This is a genomic window from Rhizobium sp. 0TCS1.26, from assembly GCF_050455525.1.
In the GTDB taxonomy this organism is placed as follows: Bacteria; Pseudomonadota; Alphaproteobacteria; order Rhizobiales; family Rhizobiaceae; genus Neorhizobium.
Genome location: NZ_JBCIYV010000001.1, coordinates 260,819 through 280,856, shown reverse-complemented (window position 1 = coordinate 280,856; position 20,038 = coordinate 260,819). Strand labels below are relative to the sequence as shown.

Annotated in this window: 22 protein-coding genes and 1 tRNA gene; 19 read left to right on the top strand and 4 right to left on the bottom strand. The window is 64.3% G+C overall.

Annotated features, from left to right (window positions below):
- Positions 1-10 precede the first annotated feature (10 nt).
- The 5 genes from AAIH46_RS01410 (at position 11) to sufA (ending at position 2,753) form a co-directional block, all read left to right on the top strand.
- On the top strand, positions 11-1,231 hold the full coding sequence (locus AAIH46_RS01410) for a cysteine desulfurase (RefSeq protein WP_430303724.1): 1,221 nt from the start codon (positions 11-13) through the stop codon (positions 1,229-1,231).
- A 27-nt stretch (positions 1,232-1,258) separates the two neighbouring features.
- Positions 1,259-1,639: an SUF system Fe-S cluster assembly protein gene (locus AAIH46_RS01405; RefSeq protein ID WP_430303722.1), complete on the top strand. Its 381-nt coding sequence runs from the start codon at positions 1,259-1,261 to the stop codon at positions 1,637-1,639.
- 48 nt (positions 1,640-1,687) lie between these two features.
- Positions 1,688-1,966, top strand: a complete 279-nt coding sequence (locus AAIH46_RS01400) for a ribbon-helix-helix domain-containing protein (RefSeq protein ID WP_430303721.1) — start codon at positions 1,688-1,690, stop codon at positions 1,964-1,966.
- Entirely contained in the window at positions 1,966-2,268 is a 303-nt protein-coding gene (locus AAIH46_RS01395; RefSeq protein ID WP_430303720.1) for a type II toxin-antitoxin system RelE/ParE family toxin, read from the top strand. Before AAIH46_RS01400 ends, AAIH46_RS01395 begins: the two co-directional genes overlap by 1 nt.
- A gap of 92 nt (positions 2,269-2,360) precedes the next feature.
- The gene (gene sufA, locus AAIH46_RS01390) at positions 2,361-2,753 is read left to right on the top strand and encodes a Fe-S cluster assembly scaffold SufA (protein WP_430303719.1); all 393 of its coding nucleotides are present in this window, start codon (positions 2,361-2,363) and stop codon (positions 2,751-2,753) included.
- A 110-nt stretch (positions 2,754-2,863) separates the two neighbouring features.
- Here sufA and AAIH46_RS01385 read toward each other — a convergent pair whose 3' ends face one another.
- Genes AAIH46_RS01385 through AAIH46_RS01375 form a run of 3 tightly spaced genes read right to left on the bottom strand, consistent with a single transcriptional unit; the run spans position 2,864 to position 6,100 of the window.
- Entirely contained in the window at positions 2,864-4,066 is a 1,203-nt protein-coding gene (locus AAIH46_RS01385) for an ABC transporter permease (protein WP_430303718.1), read from the bottom strand.
- Positions 4,056-4,772, bottom strand: coding sequence for an ABC transporter ATP-binding protein (locus AAIH46_RS01380; RefSeq protein ID WP_430303717.1), 717 nt, complete (start codon positions 4,770-4,772; stop codon positions 4,056-4,058). The genes AAIH46_RS01385 and AAIH46_RS01380 overlap by 11 nt, the downstream gene beginning before the upstream one ends.
- A 14-nt stretch (positions 4,773-4,786) precedes the next feature.
- Positions 4,787-6,100, bottom strand: a complete 1,314-nt coding sequence (locus AAIH46_RS01375; RefSeq protein WP_430303716.1) for an efflux RND transporter periplasmic adaptor subunit — start codon at positions 6,098-6,100, stop codon at positions 4,787-4,789.
- A 233-nt stretch (positions 6,101-6,333) separates the two neighbouring features.
- On the opposite strand from AAIH46_RS01375, the gene AAIH46_RS01370 reads away from it, so the two are divergent.
- From AAIH46_RS01370 to AAIH46_RS01335, 8 genes are all read left to right on the top strand, one after another.
- A complete protein-coding gene (locus AAIH46_RS01370) occupies positions 6,334-6,594 on the top strand; it encodes a DUF2171 domain-containing protein (protein ID WP_430303715.1) in 261 nt (86 codons plus the stop codon).
- Between the two features lie 171 nt (positions 6,595-6,765).
- Positions 6,766-6,841 (top strand) — tRNA-Lys (locus AAIH46_RS01365).
- Between the two features lie 505 nt (positions 6,842-7,346).
- Positions 7,347-7,775, top strand: a complete 429-nt coding sequence (locus AAIH46_RS01360) for a WYL domain-containing protein (protein WP_430303714.1) — start codon at positions 7,347-7,349, stop codon at positions 7,773-7,775.
- Positions 7,776-7,970: 195 nt separating this feature from the next.
- The gene (locus tag AAIH46_RS01355; RefSeq protein ID WP_430303713.1) at positions 7,971-8,693 is read left to right on the top strand and encodes a hypothetical protein; all 723 of its coding nucleotides are present in this window, start codon (positions 7,971-7,973) and stop codon (positions 8,691-8,693) included.
- 327 nt (positions 8,694-9,020) lie between these two features.
- A complete protein-coding gene (locus tag AAIH46_RS01350) occupies positions 9,021-9,173 on the top strand; it encodes a hypothetical protein (protein WP_430303712.1) in 153 nt (50 codons plus the stop codon).
- A 123-nt stretch (positions 9,174-9,296) separates the two neighbouring features.
- Positions 9,297-9,566 carry a hypothetical protein gene (locus tag AAIH46_RS01345; protein WP_430303711.1) on the top strand — a complete coding sequence of 90 codons (270 nt, stop codon included), beginning with the start codon at positions 9,297-9,299 and terminating at the stop codon, positions 9,564-9,566.
- Between the two features lie 252 nt (positions 9,567-9,818).
- Positions 9,819-10,577, top strand: a complete 759-nt coding sequence (locus AAIH46_RS01340) for a cytochrome c biogenesis CcdA family protein (RefSeq protein WP_430303710.1) — start codon at positions 9,819-9,821, stop codon at positions 10,575-10,577.
- 70 nt (positions 10,578-10,647) lie between these two features.
- Complete coding sequence (locus AAIH46_RS01335; RefSeq protein WP_430303709.1) at positions 10,648-11,610, top strand: AEC family transporter; 963 nt, start codon at positions 10,648-10,650, stop codon at positions 11,608-11,610.
- Here AAIH46_RS01335 and AAIH46_RS01330 read toward each other — a convergent pair.
- Entirely contained in the window at positions 11,575-12,789 is a 1,215-nt protein-coding gene (locus AAIH46_RS01330) for a UbiH/UbiF family hydroxylase (protein WP_430303708.1), read from the bottom strand. The two genes, AAIH46_RS01335 and AAIH46_RS01330, sit on opposite strands and share 36 nt — an antisense overlap.
- Before the next feature lie 153 nt (positions 12,790-12,942).
- Here AAIH46_RS01330 and pcsA point away from each other — a divergent pair, with 153 nt between their 5' ends.
- The 6 genes from pcsA (at position 12,943) to glmU (ending at position 20,032) form a co-directional block, all read left to right on the top strand.
- Positions 12,943-13,677, top strand: a complete 735-nt coding sequence (pcsA, locus tag AAIH46_RS01325; RefSeq protein WP_430303707.1) for a phosphatidylcholine synthase — start codon at positions 12,943-12,945, stop codon at positions 13,675-13,677.
- 150 nt (positions 13,678-13,827) lie between these two features.
- Positions 13,828-15,402 (top strand): ABC transporter ATP-binding protein, encoded by a 1,575-nt coding sequence (locus AAIH46_RS01320; protein ID WP_430303706.1) that lies wholly within the window; start codon positions 13,828-13,830, stop codon positions 15,400-15,402.
- Entirely contained in the window at positions 15,392-16,483 is a 1,092-nt protein-coding gene (locus AAIH46_RS01315; RefSeq protein ID WP_430303705.1) for an ABC transporter permease, read from the top strand. Before AAIH46_RS01320 ends, AAIH46_RS01315 begins: the two co-directional genes overlap by 11 nt.
- On the top strand, positions 16,480-17,400 hold the full coding sequence (locus tag AAIH46_RS01310) for an ABC transporter permease (protein WP_430304955.1): 921 nt from the start codon (positions 16,480-16,482) through the stop codon (positions 17,398-17,400). Before AAIH46_RS01315 ends, AAIH46_RS01310 begins: the two co-directional genes overlap by 4 nt.
- Positions 17,401-17,446: 46 nt before the next feature.
- Positions 17,447-18,520, top strand: coding sequence for a BMP family ABC transporter substrate-binding protein (locus tag AAIH46_RS01305; protein ID WP_430303704.1), 1,074 nt, complete (start codon positions 17,447-17,449; stop codon positions 18,518-18,520).
- Between the two features lie 150 nt (positions 18,521-18,670).
- On the top strand, positions 18,671-20,032 hold the full coding sequence (gene glmU, locus AAIH46_RS01300; protein ID WP_430303703.1) for a bifunctional UDP-N-acetylglucosamine diphosphorylase/glucosamine-1-phosphate N-acetyltransferase GlmU: 1,362 nt from the start codon (positions 18,671-18,673) through the stop codon (positions 20,030-20,032).
- The last annotated feature ends 6 nt before the right edge of the window (positions 20,033-20,038 follow it).

Here is a 20,038-nt window from a genome sequence, read left to right as displayed (position 1 = left end):
ATTACCGCCTATGACTTATGACGTCGAAGCGATCCGCAAGGATTTCCCGATCCTGTCCACCATGGTGCACGGCAAGCCGCTCGTCTACCTGGACAACGGAGCTTCGGCGCAGAAGCCGCAGGCGGTGATCGATGCGATCGCCCACGCGTATTCGAGCGAATACGCCAATGTCCATCGCGGCCTCCACTACCTGTCGAACGCCGCGACGGAAGCCTATGAAGCGTCACGCGAAAAGGTGCGGCGCTTTCTCAACGCGCCGTCCGTCGACGACATCGTCTTCACCAAGAACTCCACCGAGGCGATCAACACCGTCGCCTACGGCTGGGCGATGCCGCACCTGAAGGAAGGCGACGAGATCGTCATCACCATCATGGAGCACCACTCCAACATCGTGCCCTGGCATTTCCTGCGCGAACGGCAGGGCGTCAAGCTGGTCTGGGTGCCGGTGGACGAGGACGGCGCCTTCCACCTCGAAGACTTCGAGAAGTGCCTGACGGACAAGACGCGGCTGGTGGCGATCACCCATATGTCCAATGCGCTGGGAACGATCGTGCCGGTGAAGGACGTCTGCCGGATTGCCCATGAGCGGGATATTCCGGTGCTGGTCGACGGCAGCCAGTCTGCCGTGCACATGCCGATCGATGTCCGCGACATCGACTGCGACTGGTTCGTGATGACCGGGCACAAGCTTTACGGTCCCTCGGGCATCGGCGTGCTCTACGGTAAGCGCGAGCGGCTCTACGAGATGCGGCCGTTCCAGGGCGGCGGGGAGATGATCCTCGACGTGGGCGAGGAGGCGATCACCTACAATGATCCGCCGCATCGTTTCGAGGCCGGTACGCCGCCGATCGTCCAGGCGATCGGGCTCGGTTATGCGCTGGACTACATGGACAGCGTCGGGCGCGATGCGATCGCCGCGCATGAGGCAGATCTGACGGCCTATGCGACGGAGCGGCTGAAGGCGATCAACTCGCTGCGGATCATCGGCGATGCGCCGGGCAAGGGCGCGATCTTCTCCTTCGAGCTTGCCGGCATCCACGCGCACGACGTGTCGATGGTGATCGACCGCAAGGGCGTCGCGGTACGGGCCGGCACACATTGTGCCATGCCGCTCTTGAAACGTTTCGGCATCACCTCCACCTGCCGGGCATCGTTTGCGATGTACAACACGCGCGCCGAAGTGGACGCGCTGGCTGAAGCGCTGGACTATGCGCGCAATTTCTTCGCTTGAGGGCCCCATCGGCCCGAGGATCTGATCATGGCTATCGACGAACCAGAACTGAAGTGGGATGCCCGTGAAGGGTTGATCCAGTCCGCCATTCCCGCCGACGAGCTGGCCCGGCTGTCGGACGACATCGTCTCGGCGCTGAAGACCGTCTACGATCCGGAAATCCCGGCCGACATCTTCGAGCTGGGACTGATCTACAAGATCGACATCGAAGACGACCGCATGGTCAAGATCATGATGACCTTGACGGCCCCGGGCTGCCCGGTCGCCGGCGAGATGCCGGGCTGGGTGGAAAATGCCATCGGCGCCGTCGAAGGCGTGTCGGGCGTCGAGGTGGAGATGACCTTTGATCCGCCGTGGACGCCGGAACGGATGTCGGAAGAGGCGCAGGTCGCCGTCGGCTGGTACTGACGCCGCCGATGCGGTAATCTGTGGTGGTCCCCACGCGGAGGCTCCCTGATGACACGCGCCACGCCCATTCGCATCGAATTGAACGAACACATGAGCGAGATCGTCGAAAGCGCTGTCGAGGCAGGCGAATTCGCCTCGCCGGACGATGTCGTCTCTGCCGCTCTGACCGAGTGGAAGGTCAACCGGCTGCTGGCGAATTTCGCACCCGGCGAGATCGAGGCGCTGATCCAGGAAGGTCTGGACAGCGGCGAACCGATCGATGGTGAGGAGGCCTTTGCAGATATCGAAAGGCAGTTGGAGCGCCATATCGCCTCGAAGTCTGCCTAATGGCGTTCATCATCACGCCGCGCGCCAAGGCAGACATGCTGGAAACCGTCCTCTACATTTCTAATTTCAATCCCGTTGCTGCGCGGAGCTGGCGACGAGAGATACTCGAGACTTGCAGACTGCTATCGCAGATGCCGCTTATGGGACACGCGCTCGAACCCAATGTGCCGACAGGCTCACTGGACGGGGTGCGGTTGTTCAGCAAGAACAAGCATCTGATCTTCTTCAAGCGGCGGAATGCAGATATCGAGATCCTCCGTGTCCTGCACGCCGCACGCGACTGGCCGAAGCTGGTGCGATGACGCTTCGTCATTGATCCGCGGCGACGCAGCGCTTACATTGATGTTCAAGACCACCGGACCTTCAATCCGGTTGCGTGAAGGAGAATGAGCCCATGGGCTTTGCAGTGATGACCATGACCGATGCCGCCGCCGACCGGGTGAAGGCGATCGTTGGCAATTCCGGTCCGGAAGCTAAGGGCATCCGCGTCGGCATCAAGAAGGGCGGCTGTGCAGGCATGGAATACACCATCGACCTGGTGACCGAGCCGTCGGCCAAGGACGACCTGATCGAGCATGCGGGCGCCAATGTCTGGATCGAGCCGGCCGCCGTGCTCTACCTGCTCGGCACGCAGATGGATTTCGAAGTGACCAAGATGCGCTCCGGCTTCACCTTCAACAACCCCAACCAGACCTCGGCCTGCGGCTGCGGCGAATCGGTCGAGCTGAAGCCCGCCGACCTTGCAGCGCTGGCCCGCGAGCGGGCAGGCGCGGGCAGCACCGCCTGAGCGGTCCGTCTATCTTCTTTTCAGACTTTGAACGCCGCCGCAGGGCGGCGTTTTGCATTCCAGATGGTGATGGCTGCTCGACGTCAAGCAGCTGTTGTCCCGGCTCGCGTCTATTCGTGGCGCAGCGCCTCGATCGGGTTCAGCTGCGCCGCGCGCCGGGCCGGGAAATAGCCGAACACCATGCCGATGAGGGCCGAGAAGGCGAAGGCAATGGCGATGATCACCGGACTGGTGACGAACGGCACGTTCAAGAGGCTGACGACGCCATAGGCGAGCCCGAGCCCGGCAAGAATGCCGGTCACGCCACCGAACACCGACAGCAGCACCGCCTCGACCAGGAACTGCGTCAGCACCTGGCCTTCGAGCGCGCCGATCGCCAGCCGGATGCCGATCTCGCGGGTGCGCTCCGTTACCGACACCAGCATGATGTTCATGATGCCGATGCCGCCGACGAGCAGGCTGACGGCGGCGACGGCACCGAGGAGGCCGGTGAGCAGCGTCGTCGTACCCGTCAGCGCCGAGGCGATCTGCGTCATGTCGTTGACGGAAAAGTCGTCGTCCTTGCCGATGGCGATGCGGCGGCGCTCGCGCAGCAGGCTTTCGACATCCGCCTGGACCTTGGCGGTCGATGCGCCTTCCTCGGCCGACAGGAGGATGCTGGAGATCGTCGTGGTGCCGCCGATGCGGCGCTGGTGCAGCTTGAGCGGCATGATGACGGTGTCGTCCTGATCGTCGCCCATGCCGGACTGCCCCTTGGCCTGCAGCACGCCGACGACCGGGCAGGCGATGTTGCTGACGCGCAGCGTCAACCCGACCGGATCGGCATCGCCGAACAGTTCGCGACGCACGGTCTGGCCGATGATGCAGGCGGCGGTGCCGCGTTCTTCCGAGGGCAGAAATTCGCGGCCGAGAGACAGATCCCAGTCCTGCGCCACCAGATAGTCGTTGGTGGTGCCGATGACGCTCGTCGAGCGGTTCTGGCCGCCGGAGATGACGGTCGCCGTCCCGCGGTTGATCGGGGCGACGGCGCGCAGCCCGCCGACCTGATCGCGGATCGCGGTCACGTCGGCATCGGCAAAACGTTTGGCTTCGGTGCTGGCGCGGCCGGGTCCCCACTGGCCGGGACGGACGAACAGCGTGTTGGTGCCGAGCCGCGACAGTTCCTGGCGGACCTGCGCGGTCGTGCCATTGCCGACGGTGACCATGGCGATGACGGCGGCGACGCCGATGACCACGCCGAGCACGGTGAGGAACGAGCGCAGGAGGTTGCGGCTGATGGCGCGCCAGGCAAGCCGGATCGTCTCAAACAGCATGATGCATGTCCTCCGTCGCCAGACTGTCCGCGGCAAGCCGGCCGTCGACAAAGCGCAGCTGGCGGCTGGCATAGGCGGCGATGTCTTCTTCATGGGTGACCATGATGACGGTGATGCCGCGCTCCCGGTTGAGCCCGGTGATCAGCTGCATGATCTCGACGCTGGTCTTCGTATCCAGATTGCCGGTCGGTTCATCGGCAAGCAGGACGGCGGGGCTGGTGACGATGGCGCGGGCGATGGCGACGCGCTGCTGCTGGCCGCCGGAGAGTTCCTGGGTGGTGTGGTGTTCGCGGCCCTTGAGGCCCACCTGCTCGAGCGCCAGCAGTGCCAGCTTGCGCCGTTCGCGCGGTTCCATGCCGCGGTAGACGAGCGGCAGCTCGACATTCTCTACCGCCGAGGTTCGGGCGAGCAGGTTGAAGCCCTGGAAGACGAAGCCCAGCATGTGGCGGCGCAGAAGCGTCAATTGCTGGCGGTCGAAGCCGGCGGTCGGGATGCCCTGAAACAGGTATTCGCCGGAGGAGGGCACGTCGAGGCAGCCGAGGATGTTCATCGCCGTCGACTTGCCCGATCCCGACGGACCCATGATCGACACGAACTGGCCGGCCTCGATCGTCAGGTCGACGCCGTCGAGCGCCCGGATCGTTGCTTCGCCGCGTCCATAGGTTTTTCCGACGGAACGGAATTCAATGAGGGGGCGGTCGGTCATCGGCGCTTGCCTCGTCAGTTGCGGCGCGGCGCGGCGGCGGTGACCAGCGGATCGTCGGCGTTGAGCGCGTCGGAGGTGACGATGGTGAACTGTCCGTCGGTGGCACCGGTCTCGACGAGCACGCGCTGGGGCGCGCCGTTGCGCAGGACGTAGACCGGCCGGCGGGAGCGGTCCGCCTGGGTTTCCGGCGCGTTGTTGCGGCCACGTCCGGCGCCCGGCGGCCGCGGCGTACGGAACAGCCGGCCCAGAATGCTTCCGCCGCGCGCCGAGGCTTCGGCCGGCGGCGAGAAGCGCAGTGCGGCGTTCGGCACCAGCAGCGCATCCTTCACCGACTGCACGGTAACGTCGGCGGTCGCCGTCATGCCGGGGCGCAGCAGCAGATCCTTGTTGTCGACGGAGAGGATCGCCTTGTAGGTGACGACGTTGGAGACGGTTTCCGAGGCGAAGCGGACGGTCTCGATGCGGGCCGGGAAACTGCGGTCCGGATAGGCGTCGACGGAGAAGGTGGCGCTCTGCCCCTGCTGCACCTGGCCGACATCCGCCTCGTCGACGGACACCTGCAGCTCCATGCGCTTCAAGTCGCCGGCAATGGTGAACAGGATCGGTGCCGACAGCGACGAGGCAACCGTCTGGCCCGGATCGACGTCGCGGGTGAGCACGACGCCCTCGATCGGCGAGACGATCTTGGCCTTGGCAAGGTTGACCTCCGCCAGCCGCAGGTCCGCCTCGGAGGAGAGCACCGTGCTCTGGTTGATCTCGCGGGTGGCGGCCGCCGAATCATAGGCATATTGCGCCGTATCCAGCTCCTGCTGGCTGGAGATGCGGTTGGTGACCAGCGATTTCAGCCGGTCGAGTTGGCTGCGGGCGGAGCCCAGTTCGGCTTCTGCCTTCACCACATTGGCGCGTGCCGAGGCAAGCTTGGCGCGGGCGCTCTGGACATCGGCCTGCAGCTTGTTGGTATCGAGTTCCGCCAGCACCTCGCCGGCCTTCACCGGGCTGTTGTAGCTGACATTGACCTTGCGGACCGTGCCGGACAGCTCGCTCGAAATATCCACCTGGTCGGTCGGCTGCACGGAGCCGGTGGCGGTGACGATCACCGACAGATCACCGCGCTTGGCCGGCTGGGTCGTATAGGTGTAGGCCGGGCCTTCCTGGCTGGAATAGAGATAGGCGCCGCCGCCGATTGCGACCGCCAGCAGCAGCACGACCGGCCAGAAGACCCACCGCGACCGGCGACGTTTTCCGCGTGAGCCGGCGAGAATGGCGGCGAGATCCGGCGCCGGGCCGGCGCCGTCTTTGCGGGTGTCATCGGGGGATCGGTCGGCCATGGTCTTGCGGTCTTCTCGGATCTGCGTTCGGTGTCTTCGGCCCGGTGGCGCCTAACATCAGCGTGCCTGCCGGATCCTGCACATGCCATGGTTGGCCCGGCCAACCTAATGAAAAAACCGTAACCTCGCGCCGGGCTCGGACGGCGCGCGAGGCCGACGATATCGCACGCTGCGCATGCATCCTTTTGCGGCCGCTGGCGTTTCCCTGTCGCAACAAAGCCAAGGAGACAATCATGGTCGATGCAGCAAGCATTCAGGAACATGCCGAAGTCATCGGTGCGGATGGCGTCCACGTCGGCACGGTCGATCGCGTCGAGGGCAGCCGCATCAAGCTGACCAAGAAGGACAGCGGCGAGGGCAGCCACGAAGGCCATCACCACTTCATCCCGCTGTCGCTGGTGGCGGACATCGAAGGCGGCAAGGTGCGCCTGTCGGCCAATGCCGATACGGCCGTGACCTTCGAGGAAGAAGAAGGCGGTCGCCAGACCCATTGACGGCCGCCCGCCACCGGTCGATGACCAGTTTCGGACGGTCATCGGTCGGGTTCGGCCCGTCTATGAACAAGTTTGGAAAGAGCCCAGATTTTCGCCTTTCGCGGGTTGACCGCGAAAGGCCATCTGCCTATGTTCCGCGCACTTTCGAAGGGCGCACCCAGCGCATCTCGGGAGAGCGTAGCTCAGCCGGTAGAGCAACTGACTTTTAATCAGTAGGTCCAGGGTTCGAACCCCTGCGCTCTCACCACTTTACAGACTTCCGACTTCCGACGTTTATGTCCTGACGAAAGTCGGAAAAGCTTGGAAGGCTTTTTACCCCACCTCCGTCGCCTGAGGCGACGGGGCAGGGACAAACCTATCGCCCTTGCAGGTCTCGCAGTCCTCGTAGCAGTCACCATCATAGATGACCTTGCCCTTTCCTGCGCACTCTCGGCAGAGCGAGAGTTTCCCTACTACATTTCGCCTCGGGCGGTGGGGCATCAAGATAACGAGGGCGCAGTTATTCGACGCTTTTGCAAAGATGTAAATTCCACTTTAAGGCTATGCGTTCGGCTGCTTCCTGCACTTCGTCGTAGCGGAGCTTGTAGGAGTGTGGCGTGGTGGCCAGCCCAATATCCTGTTGAGAAGGCGGATGGATCGGAGGCCGTCATAGGTCGCCCGCTGGCTCGTGGTGCCATGATCGGCGGGACTGGACTCTCGGCCCGACTCGTTCTCTTCTGCGGTGCAGGAAGGGGAGGAGTTGAATGTGGTGGTTGAGCTGGCTGATCATTGCGCTGTTGGTGTGGCTGTCCTTTCGGAGTCTGTGGAGGCGGAACGACAGGCCTCCCCCAAACCTCCATCAACCTTGGCTTGCCAAACCCAAGCCCCTTTACGATGACGAAGAGAGCCGGCCCGACAATGTACGCTTCCCGACTTGGGACGAGGCTTTCAATCGGCAAGTTACCGACGAAATCCGTTTCCGCATTGAGTATGCCGATAACGATGGTGTGGTTTCCGAGCGGGAGATCACGCCTCTCAGCATTCACCTCAGGAGGGGTCAACCAGACGTCTACATCACGGCCTATTGCTATATGCGCGCTGAGGAGCGGACGTTTCGAAGCGACAGGATCCAGTTCACGATGAACCTGAAGACCAAGCGCGTGATCAATGACCTGGGCCAATACCTGAGGGCACGTTACTAAGGCCGATAAAGCCCGGACGGGTCGTGCCGGTAGTGGATGTCGTCAGGCGGTGGGTTGCGCGTCGGCGCCGTGCTGGTGGACCTCCGCGCCGGCTAGAAGAGAGAATAAGCGGTGAAGGCATCCTGCAGATCCATAGTATACAGGCTAAAGGGCTATAAATCCGCCACTCAATGCCAGCACTGAGGCTACAAACTGATGCCGAAGACGACAGTTAATCGCGAAGTTCGATGGTCGAGATTTCTTGACGCAGGGATCTTAAAACGGATTGAAGAGTTGCTGAGCCCAATAAACCCGGAAAAATTCCGCATCCATGTGACCTTCTCGAACAAGTACAAAGTCGAGTGTGCGAGTATTGACGAGGTGATGCGGCTGCCCGCATCAGGCGGGCATTCGATTAAGCGCCTCTGGTTTCGGGTAGTAGAAGCTAGCGCTTCAGTGGAAGACAAGTCCCATCCAACTATTGCTATGGTCACTGTGCAGACCGATTTTACGTGGACGCGCTTCGAGTGGGATATCGACGGAGAATATGATCGATGCACCAGTTTAGATAAGCAGATGTCGGAGATTGCAACATCCAGCTGGCGGCCGCTCCGATCATTCGCTTATGCCCCCTACTTCATTACAGACATCGTAGTTGTCGGCGTTCTTCCTCCGCTCCTCGAGCCTCATATTCTAAGTCAATTTCAAGTGGGGATCTCCAAGGAAGCGTTCTTCCTATACCAGATCACTATCGCCCTGATCTACATCGGGCTGAAGGCGGTGCTATTCCCGCGAGTGGAAATCGGGATCGGCTACAATGGAAAGTTTGATAACGTGCGCCGGAGGTTTGTTGGCTGGATATTCAGCATTCTGGTGGTCGCTGGGATCTCGGCCATCGTAGGAGAATACTGGATCCAAAGCTACTTCGGTCCACGGTGAGTGAGGCGCGCCCGCGCCCGGCGCGGGCGCAGCAGGCTCGTCACTGCCCGCGAGCCGACAGCCTTGAGCAACTCGATGGATGCTTCCTTCAGGGTTTCGCGTGATGTCTCGATGTCGCTTCGTGGCCGTCGTACCGGGCGATCATCTTGACTATTCACTGTCGGCCATGACCTGGTTGAGGGCGAAGTGATGTTTGGGAATGGCGTTTGCTCGCTGGCTGTGACTGTCGGCCGACCGGCCATGCCAAGCTCACCGGAAAGCTCGCCTGGAACTCCCGGAGCCTTGCAACGGTTCGGCGGGTTCGTTCGGCACAGGATTGGAGACGCCATGGAAAACCGGAGCACCACCCGCAACAGCGAGCGACGCACGCGAAAGTTCGGCGCCGGCACCATGATCCTCATCGGCGGCTGCGTGGCCGTTGCGATCCTCGGCATCTTCGTCGGGGTGATCGTGATCTACGGCGGGATCCAGGCGCAGTAGGCGTCTCGACTTCGCGTCCTCCCGGTCGGCAGCGCGATCATCGACCCTTACCGCCCGGCAGTTTTTCGGCGCCCGGCGCAACCATCCGATCGGCATGACGTTGCCCCCGATCGGAGAAAAACCATGATCCAAGCTTATACAGACAGGGAACGTGCCGATCTTCTCGAACGAGTAGCAGCGGTCGCCATCGCCAACCAGGCCATCCTCAAGTGCACCATCGCCGGCAGGCCGCTGACGATCGACAATGTCGTGACGTTCGTCGGCGAGTTTGCCGATGATCCGACGCACCCCGCCTTCCAGGGAGTGGCAGACCGGATCCTGATTGCCATCGAGGAGGTGCTGGCGTCCGGCCCGCCGATGGACGTGAACCGCGCGAGTGGGAGCCGTCACTGAGCGGCAGCGTCTGATCGCTGCGGCAAGCGGCGGCCTCGGTTCCCTCAGGGCGTGCGGATAGACTTGTCGGCTGGCAGAAGCGCTTGAGCAGACCGTCGTGGTTCGCGCCGGTTGTCACGGCACTTGGGCGGCGCCGGCCACGTGTCCGTTTTAATGGATGTCGACCCGGTTCGACCGACGCACATGAAAAGGTGATTGGCAGAGGGTGCCCCGTGCGCCTATGGAGAACTGTCTGCCAGCGGAGCATGCCCCTTGTCGATTGCCGAAATCTCGCTGTTCAGTGCGCTGCTCGCCGGAGCGCTGTCCTTCCTGTCGCCCTGCGTGTTGCCGCTCGTGCCGCCCTATCTCTGCTACATGGCAGGCATTTCGGTCGATCAGTTCCGTGAGGAACGGTCGGCGGCCGGACTGTCGGAGAATCGCGCGGCGCGGCGGGCGGTGCTGCTGTCGGCGCTGTTCTTCACGCTCGGCTTCTCGACCGTCTTCATCGCGCTCGGTGCCGGGGCAACGACCATCGGCGTCGTGCTTCGCCAGCACATCGACCTCCTGTCGAAGATCGGCGGCGTGATCATCATCATCATGGGGCTGAACTTCCTCGGCCTGTTCCGCATCGGGCTTCTGTCGCGCGAGGCGCGCTTCCAGTCGGGCGGCAAGCCGGCGACCGTGACCGGCGCGTATGTCATGGGGCTTGCCTTCGCCTTCGGCTGGACGCCGTGCATCGGGCCGGTTCTCGGCGCCATCCTCGGGGTTGCCGCATCGCGCCAGACGGTCGGCGATGGAGCGCTGCTGCTGGCCATCTATTCGCTGGGACTTGCCGTGCCGTTCTGGATCGCCGCCGGGTTTTCCGGCGCCTTCATGCGGTTCCTGACGCGGTTCCGCCGCCATCTGGGGCTGGTGGAAAAGATTATGGGGGCGCTGCTGGTGGGAACCGGGCTCGCCTTCATCTTCGGTTTCGTCAGCGATATGGCAATCTGGTTCCAGCAGAGCTTTCCAATCCTGATGCAAATCGGCTAGAGCCAAGGGCAGACCAGATCCGTCAGAGGCGCCGAACCCGCTCGGGCCCGCCAGGAGCGAAGCAAGGTTCATGGCTGCCATCCTCGCACTGCTGCTTCCGTTCTTCGGCCTCATCCTGATCGGCGTCGTCGCGGCAAAGGCCAGCCGGCAGGGCGCCGAGGCGCTTGGCTGGATGAATACCTTCATCGTCTATGCGGCGCTGCCGGCGCTGTTCTTCAAGCTCGTCTCGCGCACCCCGATCAAGGATCTGACGCGGATCGATTTCATCCTCACCCAGCTCGCGGCGGTCTATCTCGTCTTCGGGCTGCTGTTTGCCGGCGCCTTCTTCCTGCGGCGTGCGAACCTTGCAGACAGCACGATTCAGGCCTTCGGCGGGGCTTACGGCAATATCGGCTACATGGGGCCGGGACTGGCGATACTGGTGCTCGGCGACGCCGCCGCGGTTCCGGTGGCGCTCATCGTCTGCTTCGAGAATGCCGCGCATTTCGTCGTTGCGCCGGCGATGATGGCGCTGGCGGGCGGCGACCGCCGGCCGGCCGGCGAGGTGGCGATCGAGGTGCTGCGCCGCGTCGCACTCCACCCGTTCATCCTGTCCACGGCGGCCGGGTTCGCGGTGGCGACCTCCGGCTGGCAGCCGCCGGTCGCAGCCATGCGGCTCGTCGACTACCTGGCGCAGGCCGCTGCCCCATGTGCGCTGTTTGCCATGGGCGTGACGCTGGCGCTCAGACCCCTCAGACGGGTGCCGGTGGAGATTGGCGCGATCGCGGCGGTCAAGCTTCTGGTTCTGCCGGCGGTCGTCTACGGGGCGCTACGCCTCGTCGGCGGCATGGACCAGACATGGGTGCATGCGGCCGTGCTGCTGGCGGCGCTGCCGACGGCTACCAACGTCTTCGTCATCAGCCAGCACTACGGTGCCTGGCAGGAGAGGGCATCGGCAACCGTGCTGATCACCACCGTCCTGTCGATCGCCACGCTGCCGCTGGTGCTCTACCTGATATCAGCCGGTCTTCTGCCGGTCGAAGGGATGCCGTAGCACGCCGATGAGGTCGCGCAGGCTGCGGCCGGGTTCGATGCCTTCGCGCATCAGGATGTTGCGCAGCGGGCCGACCGAGGTCAGCAGATGCAGGCCTGCCGCGCGGGCGACCTGAACCGGCAGGAAATCCGACAGCAGCGAGCGGTTGAGGAGATCGACGCCGGCGGTTCGGGTCATGATGTCCGGACGCCGCTTGCGGTTGAAGCGGTCTCCTGCATCAGCGGCGATCGGCTGGCCGCCGCTGGTCTGCAACAGGTCAGCGAGCTCCATCACGTCGCGCAGGGAGAGGTTCAGCCCTTGCGCGCCGATCGGCGGGAAGGCATGCGCGGCCTCGCCGACCAGAGCGACGCGACCCTTGCCGAAGCGTTCCGCCATCAGGCTCGACAGCGGCCAGCTTTCCGGCCCGTCCTCCACCGTCACCTTTCCGAGCATCGACTGCAGCCGCGTCTCGACGGCACGTGACAGGCCGGCCGTATCCAGCGACAGCAGCCGCGAGGCCTCTTCCGGAGACACGACCCAGACGAGGCTGGAGCGCATGCCGGGCAGCGGCACCTGCGTCGCCGGACCGGTCTCGGTGTGGAACTCGGTGGATACGTTGCCGTGCGGCTGGCTGTGGGAGAAATTGAGGACGACGGCCGTCTGCGGGTAGGACCAGCGGCGAAGGCCGATGCCGGCCTGCTCGCGGATGCGGGAATTGCGGCCATCGGCGCCGACGACGAAATCCGCCGTCAGGGTTTCTCCCGTGGCAAGAATGAGGTTCGGACGATCGCCGGAGAGATCAAGCCGCTCGACCGATCCTTCGATGCGGCTGATATTGGCTTCGCCCGAGATCGCCTCGGACAGCACGCTCAGCAGTGCCCTGTTGGGAATGTTGTAGCCGAAGGCGGTCAGGCCGACATCGGCGGCGCGGAACTGGGCCGGTGGGGCGCGGAAGAGCCGGCTCGTGCCATCGAGGATCTGCATGGTGGAGAGCGCGGCAGAAGCCGGCGCGATCTTGTCCCAGATCCCCAGGCTGTCGACGAAGCGGATGGACTGGTCCATCAATGCGGTCGTCCGCTCGTCCCGGCGCGGCTGGTTCGGAGCGACGAGCGCCACTTTTCGACCCGCCCGCGCCAGCGCCAGCGCGGCGATCGAACCGGCCAGACCTTCTCCCACAACCGCGATCTCGATGTCGTGCATGTGCGTCTTCTTCTTTCATCCGTCGTCCAGACTATGTAGGCAAACTTGCGACAGTTATCCATGGGCTTGCATGGCAGAGCGCCGAAGGCGTTGCAAAGCGCGCCGAATGGCCGCATATCCTGCCAGTTCAACGTAGGACATCCGGAGCAGGGCGTGATCAGGCGAATCTTCAACTACCGTAAAGTGCCCTATGCCGAGATCCGCGCATTCTCCGTGCACGTGCTGACGGCGTCCGGCTCTTTCCTCGCCTTCCTCGGCGTCGTGGCCGCCGCCGAGCATCGGTTTGTCGACATGTGGTGGTGGCTGGGGCTGGCGCTGCTGATCGACGGCATCGACGGGCCGATCGCCCGCAAGGTGCGCGTCAAGGAAGTCCTGCCGAACTGGTCGGGCGATACGCTCGACAACATCATCGACTACGTGACCTATGTTCTGCTGCCGGCCTTTGCGCTCTACCAGAGCGGCATGATCGGCGAGACCTGGTCGTTTGTCGCGGCCGGCATGATCGTCGTGTCGAGCGCCATCTACTATGCCGACATGGGCATGAAGACCGACGAGTACTTCTTCTCCGGCTTCCCGGTCGTCTGGAACATGCTGATCCTCACCTTCTTCGTCATCAAGCCGACCGAGACGACGGCGATGCTGCTGGTGGTGCTGGCGGTGTTCCTCACCTTCCTGCCGATCAACTTCCTGCATCCGGTGCGCGTCAGGCGGCTGCGGACGCTCAATCTGGGCATTTTCCTGCTCTGGTGCGCGCTCTGCGCCTACTCGCTGCTGCTGCACTTCGATTCGCCGGCATGGCTGGTGTGGAGCGTCGTCGTCACGGGACTGTACCTGTTTTGCATCGGCGGTGTGCTGCAGCTGTTTCCGAGCCTTGGGAAAAGCCGTTAAAGCGCGGCCACGGCTCGTCTTTTCTGTTGTGCGCAGCAGCAAAAGGAGTATCAATTCCTGGCCGTGCCGGCGTGTGCCGGCCAACACACGGCACATCGTCGCCAGACAAGCCTCGGAGAAGGCAGGCACGAGGTGAATGAGGGGATTTGAGTGACTGACGCGCAGCATCCGGAAGCCGCGCCGCTTCTTCAGGTTCGGGGCCTGACCAAGTATTTCGGCTCGTTCGCCGCCTGCAGCGGTATCGACCTGTCGATTGCCGGGGGCGAGATCCATGCGCTGCTCGGGGAAAACGGCGCCGGCAAATCGACGCTCGTCAAGATGCTGTTCGGGGTTCTGCAGCCGAGCGCCGGCGAGATCGTCTGGTCCGGCAATCCAGTTTCCATCGCTTCGCCGGGTGCGGCACGCGAGCTCGGCATCGGCATGGTGTTCCAGCATTTCTCGCTGTTCGAAGCGCTGACGGTGGCGGAAAACATCGCCCTGTCGCTCGACCCGAAGATCCCGCTGGCAAAGATCGCCGAACAGGCCGCCAGCCTGTCTGCCGCCTACGGCCTGCCGCTCGATCCTTACGCGCATGTCGCCGATCTGTCGGTCGGCGAGCGCCAGCGCATCGAGATCGTCCGGGCACTGCTGCAGAACCCGAAACTGATCATCCTCGACGAACCGACCTCGGTGCTGACGCCGCAGGAGGCCGACCGGCTGTTCGAGACGCTGTTCAAGCTGAAGGCCGAAGGTCGGTCGGTGCTCTACATCAGCCATCGGCTGGAAGAGGTGCAGCGGATCTGCGACCGGGCCACCGTGCTGCGCCACGGCAAGGTTACCGGCGCCTGCGATCCGAAGCGCGAGACGCCGGCATCGCTGGCGCGGATGATGGTCGGTTCCGACGTCGCCGGCGTGACGCGGGCGACGCTGCCAGAGGGCGGCGCGGCTCTGATCGAGGTCAGCGGCCTCACGGTTCCGGCCCGCACGCCCTTCGCCATCAACCTCCGCGACATTTCCATCAGCGTCCGGGCCGGCGAGATCCTCGCCATTGCGGGCGTCGCCGGCAACGGCCAGGGCGAACTCTTCGATGCCCTGTCCGGTGAATATCCGGTCGCCGAGGACGCAGCGATCCGCATCCGCGGGCAGGCCGTCGGCCGCGCCGGGATCAACGGCCGCCGGCTGCTGGGCGCCGGCTTCGTGCCGGAGGAACGGCATGGCCATGCGGCGGTGTCCGACATGCCGCTCTCCGACAACCTGCTCCTGTCGCGCTGTCGCTCCGATTCGCGAGCCTTCCTGTCGGGCGGCTTTGCCTCGGTGATCCGCCACGAGGCGATCCGCAGCGCCGCCCGGCGCATCTGCGCGGTCATGGATGTGCGCAAGAGCGGCGACGATCCTGCCGCCGGCTCGCTTTCCGGCGGCAATCTGCAGAAATTCATCATCGGCCGCGAGCTCGACCGCCAGCCGTCGGTGCTGGTCGTCAACCAGCCGACCTGGGGCGTCGATGCGGGCGCCGCCAGCCGCATCCGCCAGGCGCTCATCGATCTTGCCGCCGCCGGCTCGGCGGTCGTCGTCATCAGCCAGGATCTTGACGAGATCTTCGAGGTGGCAACGACGATCGCAGTCATCTCGGAGGGCCGCCTGTCGCAGCCTTATCCGGCCGGCAGCCTGTCGCTGGAACGGATCGGCCTGATGATGGGCGGTATCCACGATTCGACCGGCCAGGCGGAGGTCGCCCATGCGCATTGAGCTCGAGCGGCGCGCCAGCGCTTCCGGCCTTTTCTCGATCGTCTCGCCGCTTCTGGCGCTTTTCCTGACGCTCGCCTTCGGCGCGCTGATGTTCTGGATGCTCGGCAAGGATCCGCTGTCGGCCCTCTACAGCTTCTTCATCGATCCGCTGCTGGAAGTCTGGTCGCTGCACGAGCTGGCAATCAAGGCCGGGCCGCTGATCCTGATCGCCGTCGGGCTTTCCGTCTGCTACCGGTCCAACAACTGGAATATCGGCGCCGAGGGGCAGTTCACCATCGGTGCGATCACCGGCTCGATCCTGCCGGTGCTGATGCCGCAATGGCATTCGCCGCTGGTGCTGCCGCTGATGCTGGTGATGGGAGCGATCGGCGGGGCGCTGTTTGCCGCCATCCCGGCGCTGCTGAAGACGCGCTTCAACACCAACGAAATCCTCGTCAGCCTGATGCTCGTCTATATCGCTCAGTTCTTCCTCGACTGGCTGGTGCGTGGACCCTGGCGCGATCCGAAGGGCTTCAACTTCCCGCGCACGCTCAGCTTCTCGCCCGAGGCGGTACTGCCTGAACTGCTCGAATCGGGACGCGCCCACTGGTCGATCGTGTTCGCCATCGTCGCCGCCGTCGGCGTCTGGTTCATGATGCGCTTCATGCTGAAGGGCTTTGAAGTCTCGGTGCTCGGCCGCTCGGAACGGGCAGGGCGGTTTGCCGGCTTTTCCGCGCGCCGGATGGTGTGGTTCTCGCTGATGCTGTCGGGTGCGCTGGCCGGTCTCGCAGGCATCTCGGAAGTGTCCGGTTCGATCGGCCACCTGCAGCCGAGCATCTCGCCGGGCTACGGCTTCACGGCGATCATCGTCGCCTTTCTCGGACGGCTGAACCCGCTCGGCATCATCGCCTCCGGCTTCGTGCTGGCGCTCACCTATCTCGGCGGCGAGGCGGCACAGCTGTCGATCGGCATCTCGGAGAAGGTTACCCGCGTCTTCCAGGGGCTGCTGCTGTTCTTCGTGCTCTCCTGCGACACGCTGATCCTCTACCGCGTGCGCTTCATTTCCGGCCGCGGCCGCGTGCCGTCCGAGGCGAGGAGCTGACCATGCTGGAAGCCATCCTGCTGACGATCATCACCGCCGCCACGCCGCTTGTCATTGCCGCCATCGGCGAACTGGTGACGGAGCGCGCCGGCGTGCTCAACCTCGGCGTCGAGGGGATGATGATCATGGGCGCCGTCTGCGCCTTCGCCGGCTCCTACCTGACCGGCGTGCCGCTGATCGGCGTTGCCTGCGGCATTCTCGGCGGCGCGCTGTTTTCGCTGCTGTTCGGCTTCCTGACGCTGACGCTGGTGACCAACCAGGTGGCGACGGGGCTGGCGCTGACCATCCTCGGGCTTGGCCTTTCCGGCCAGCTGGGCGAAAGTTTTGTCGGCATTCCGGGCGTCAAGCTGCAGCCGATCGTCGTGCCGCTGCTCTCCGACATCCCGTTCGTCGGGCGCCTGCTGTTTCGCCAGGACATCACCTTCTACCTGTCGATCGCGCTGATCGTCGGCGTCAACTGGTTCCTGTTCAAGAGCCGCACCGGGCTGAAGATGCGAGCGATCGGCGACAATCACGCCTCCGCCCATGCGCTGGGCATCCATGTGGTGCGCACCCGCTATCTGGCGGTGATGTTCGGGGGTGCCTGTGCGGGACTGGCCGGAGCCCAGCTGTCGCTCGTCTACACGCCGCAATGGGTGGAGAACATGTCTGCCGGCCGCGGCTGGATCGCGCTGGCGCTGGTGGTGTTCGCCTCCTGGCGGCCGTGGCGGGTGCTGGCCGGCGGCTACATCTTCGGCGCCGTCGGCATCCTGCAACTGCATGCGCAGGCCTTCGGCATCGGCATCCCGTCGCAGTTCCTGTCGATGCTGCCTTACGCCGTTACTATTGTCGTTCTCATCATCATCTCGCATAATCGCCGCACGACGCTCATCAACACGCCGGCCGCGCTCGGGAAACCGTTCGTGCCCGACCGCTAATGCGGCATCCACCATCACCAAGCTTCATGCCAAACAGGGGTACACAATGAAGAAGCTGATCATCGCACTTGCCGCCACGGCTGCCGCCATCAGCGGCTTTTCGGGCAGCGCACAGGCTCAGGAAAAGACCAAGGTCTGCTTCGTCTATGTCGGGACACGCACCGACGGCGGCTGGACACAGGCGCACGAACTCGGTCGCCAGCAGGTCGACAAGACGTTTGGCGAAAAGGTGGAGACGCCGTTCCTCGAAAGCGTTCCGGAAGGTCCGGATGCCGAACGCGCCATCGAGCGCATGGCCCGCTCCGGCTGCGCGCTGATCTACACCACCTCGTTCGGCTTCATGGACGCGACGGTGAAGGTGGCGGAAAAGTTCCCGAAGGTGAAGTTCGAGCATGCGACCGGCTTCAAGGCGGCCGAAAACCTCTCCACCTACAATGCGCGCTTCTACGAAGGCCGCTACATCCAGGGCCAGATCGCCGCGAAGATGTCGAAGAAGGGCATTGCCGGCTACATCGCATCGTTCCCGATCCCGGAAGTGGTGATGGGCATCAACGCGTTCGAGCTCGGCGCGAAGTCCATCAACCCGGAATTCAAGCTGAAGGTCGTCTGGGCCAACACCTGGTTTGACCCGGGCAAGGAAGCTGATGCCGCCAAGGCGCTGATCGACCAGGGCGTCGACATCCTGACGCAGCACACCGACACGACCGCTCCGATGCAGGTTGCCGCCGAGCGCGGCATCCTCGCCTTCGGCCAGGCTTCCGACATGATCGCTGCCGGTCCGAAGACGCAGCTGACGGCGATCGTCGACACCTGGGGCGCGTATTACGTCAAGCGCACCAAGGCGCTGCTCGACGGCAACTGGAAGTCGGAGCAGATCTGGGACGGCCTGAAGGACGGCATCCTGACGATGGCGCCCTACACCAACATGCCGGACGACGTGAAGGCGATGGCCGAGGAAACCGAAGCCAAGATCAAGTCGGGCGAGCTGCATCCCTTCACCGGCCCGATCAACAAGCAGGACGGTTCCGCCTGGCTGAAGGCCGGCGAGAAGGCCGAGGACGGCACGCTGCTCGGCATGAACTTCTACGTCGAAGGCGTCGACGACAAGCTGCCGCAGTAAGCCGGCCGGTCTGTCCATCAAGCGAAGGGCGCCCGTGTGGCGCCCTTTTGCGTTCGGTGGCCGATGCGAATGGTGAAGACCGCTCACGGGCGCTTGGCGCAGGCCCGGGACTGCTGATAAGAAGCGGCCGAAGACTGGATGGAGAACCGCATGACCCGCACCTGCCTCGCCGTGATCCTCGCCGCCGGCGACAGCACCCGGATGAAGTCGTCGATGTCGAAAGTGCTGCACCCGATCGCCGGCCTGCCGATGATCGCTCATGTGATGCAGGCCGTGCGCGGCGCCGAGATGAGCGATGCGGTGCTGGTTGTCGGGCGCGACGCCGAGCGGGTGACGCAGGCGGGTTCGGTGGATGGCATGGCGGTTTCGTCCGTGCTGCAGACCGAGCGGCGCGGCACCGGCCATGCGGTGCTGATGGCGCGCGAGGCGATTGCCCGCGGCTACGACGACCTGCTGGTGACCTATGGCGACGTGCCGCTGGTGAGGCCGGAGACCTTCCTCGCCGCCCGGGCGAAGCTCGCCGAGGGCGCCGACATCGTCGTCATCGGCTTTCGCACCGCAAATCCGACCGGCTATGGACGGCTGCTGGTCGAGAACGGCGAGCTGGTGGCGATCCGCGAGGAAAAGGAAGCCAGCGACGAGGAGCGCAAGGTCACCTGGTGCAACAGCGGGCTGATGGCGATCAGCGGGGCGCGCGCCCTGGAATGGCTGGAGAAGATCGACAACAAGAACGCCAAGGGCGAGTACTACCTGACCGATCTCGTCGAGATCGCCCGCGCGGCGGGCGGCAGGGTGGTTGCCGTCGATGCGCCGGAGGCGGAACTGGCCGGCTGCAACACGCGCGCCGAACTGGCGCTGCTGGAGGCAAGCTGGCAGCAGCGGCAGCGGCATGAGCTGATGCTCGCAGGCGTTTCGATGATCGCGCCGGAAACCGTGTTCCTCGCCCACGACACGGTGCTCGAACAGGACGTACTGGTTGAGTCGAATGTCGTCTTCGGACCGGGCGTCACGGTGGAAAGCGGCGCCGTCATCCATGCCTTTTCGCATCTGGAAGGCGCGCATGTGGCGGCGGGCGCCACCGTCGGGCCGTTTGCCCGCCTGCGGCCCGGCGCCAATCTCGGCGAGGGGTCCAAGGTCGGCAATTTCTGCGAGGTGAAGAAGGCCGAGATCGGCGCCGGCGCCAAGGTCAACCATCTCACCTATATCGGCGATGCGGTCATCGGTGCCGGTTCCAACATCGGTGCCGGGACGATCACCTGCAATTACGACGGGGTGAACAAGCACGAGACGCGGATCGGCGAAAACGCCTTCATCGGCTCGAATTCCTCGCTCGTGGCCCCGGTCTCGATCGGCGACGGCGCCTATGTGGCATCGGGCAGCGTCATCACCACCGACGTGCCGGAGAATGCCCTGGCGTTCGGTCGTGCGCGCCAGGAGGTGAAGCCCGGGCGCGCCACTGCGATCCGCGAGCGGGCGCTGGCGGTGAAGGCTGCGAAGAAAGCCGGTCATTAACCCATC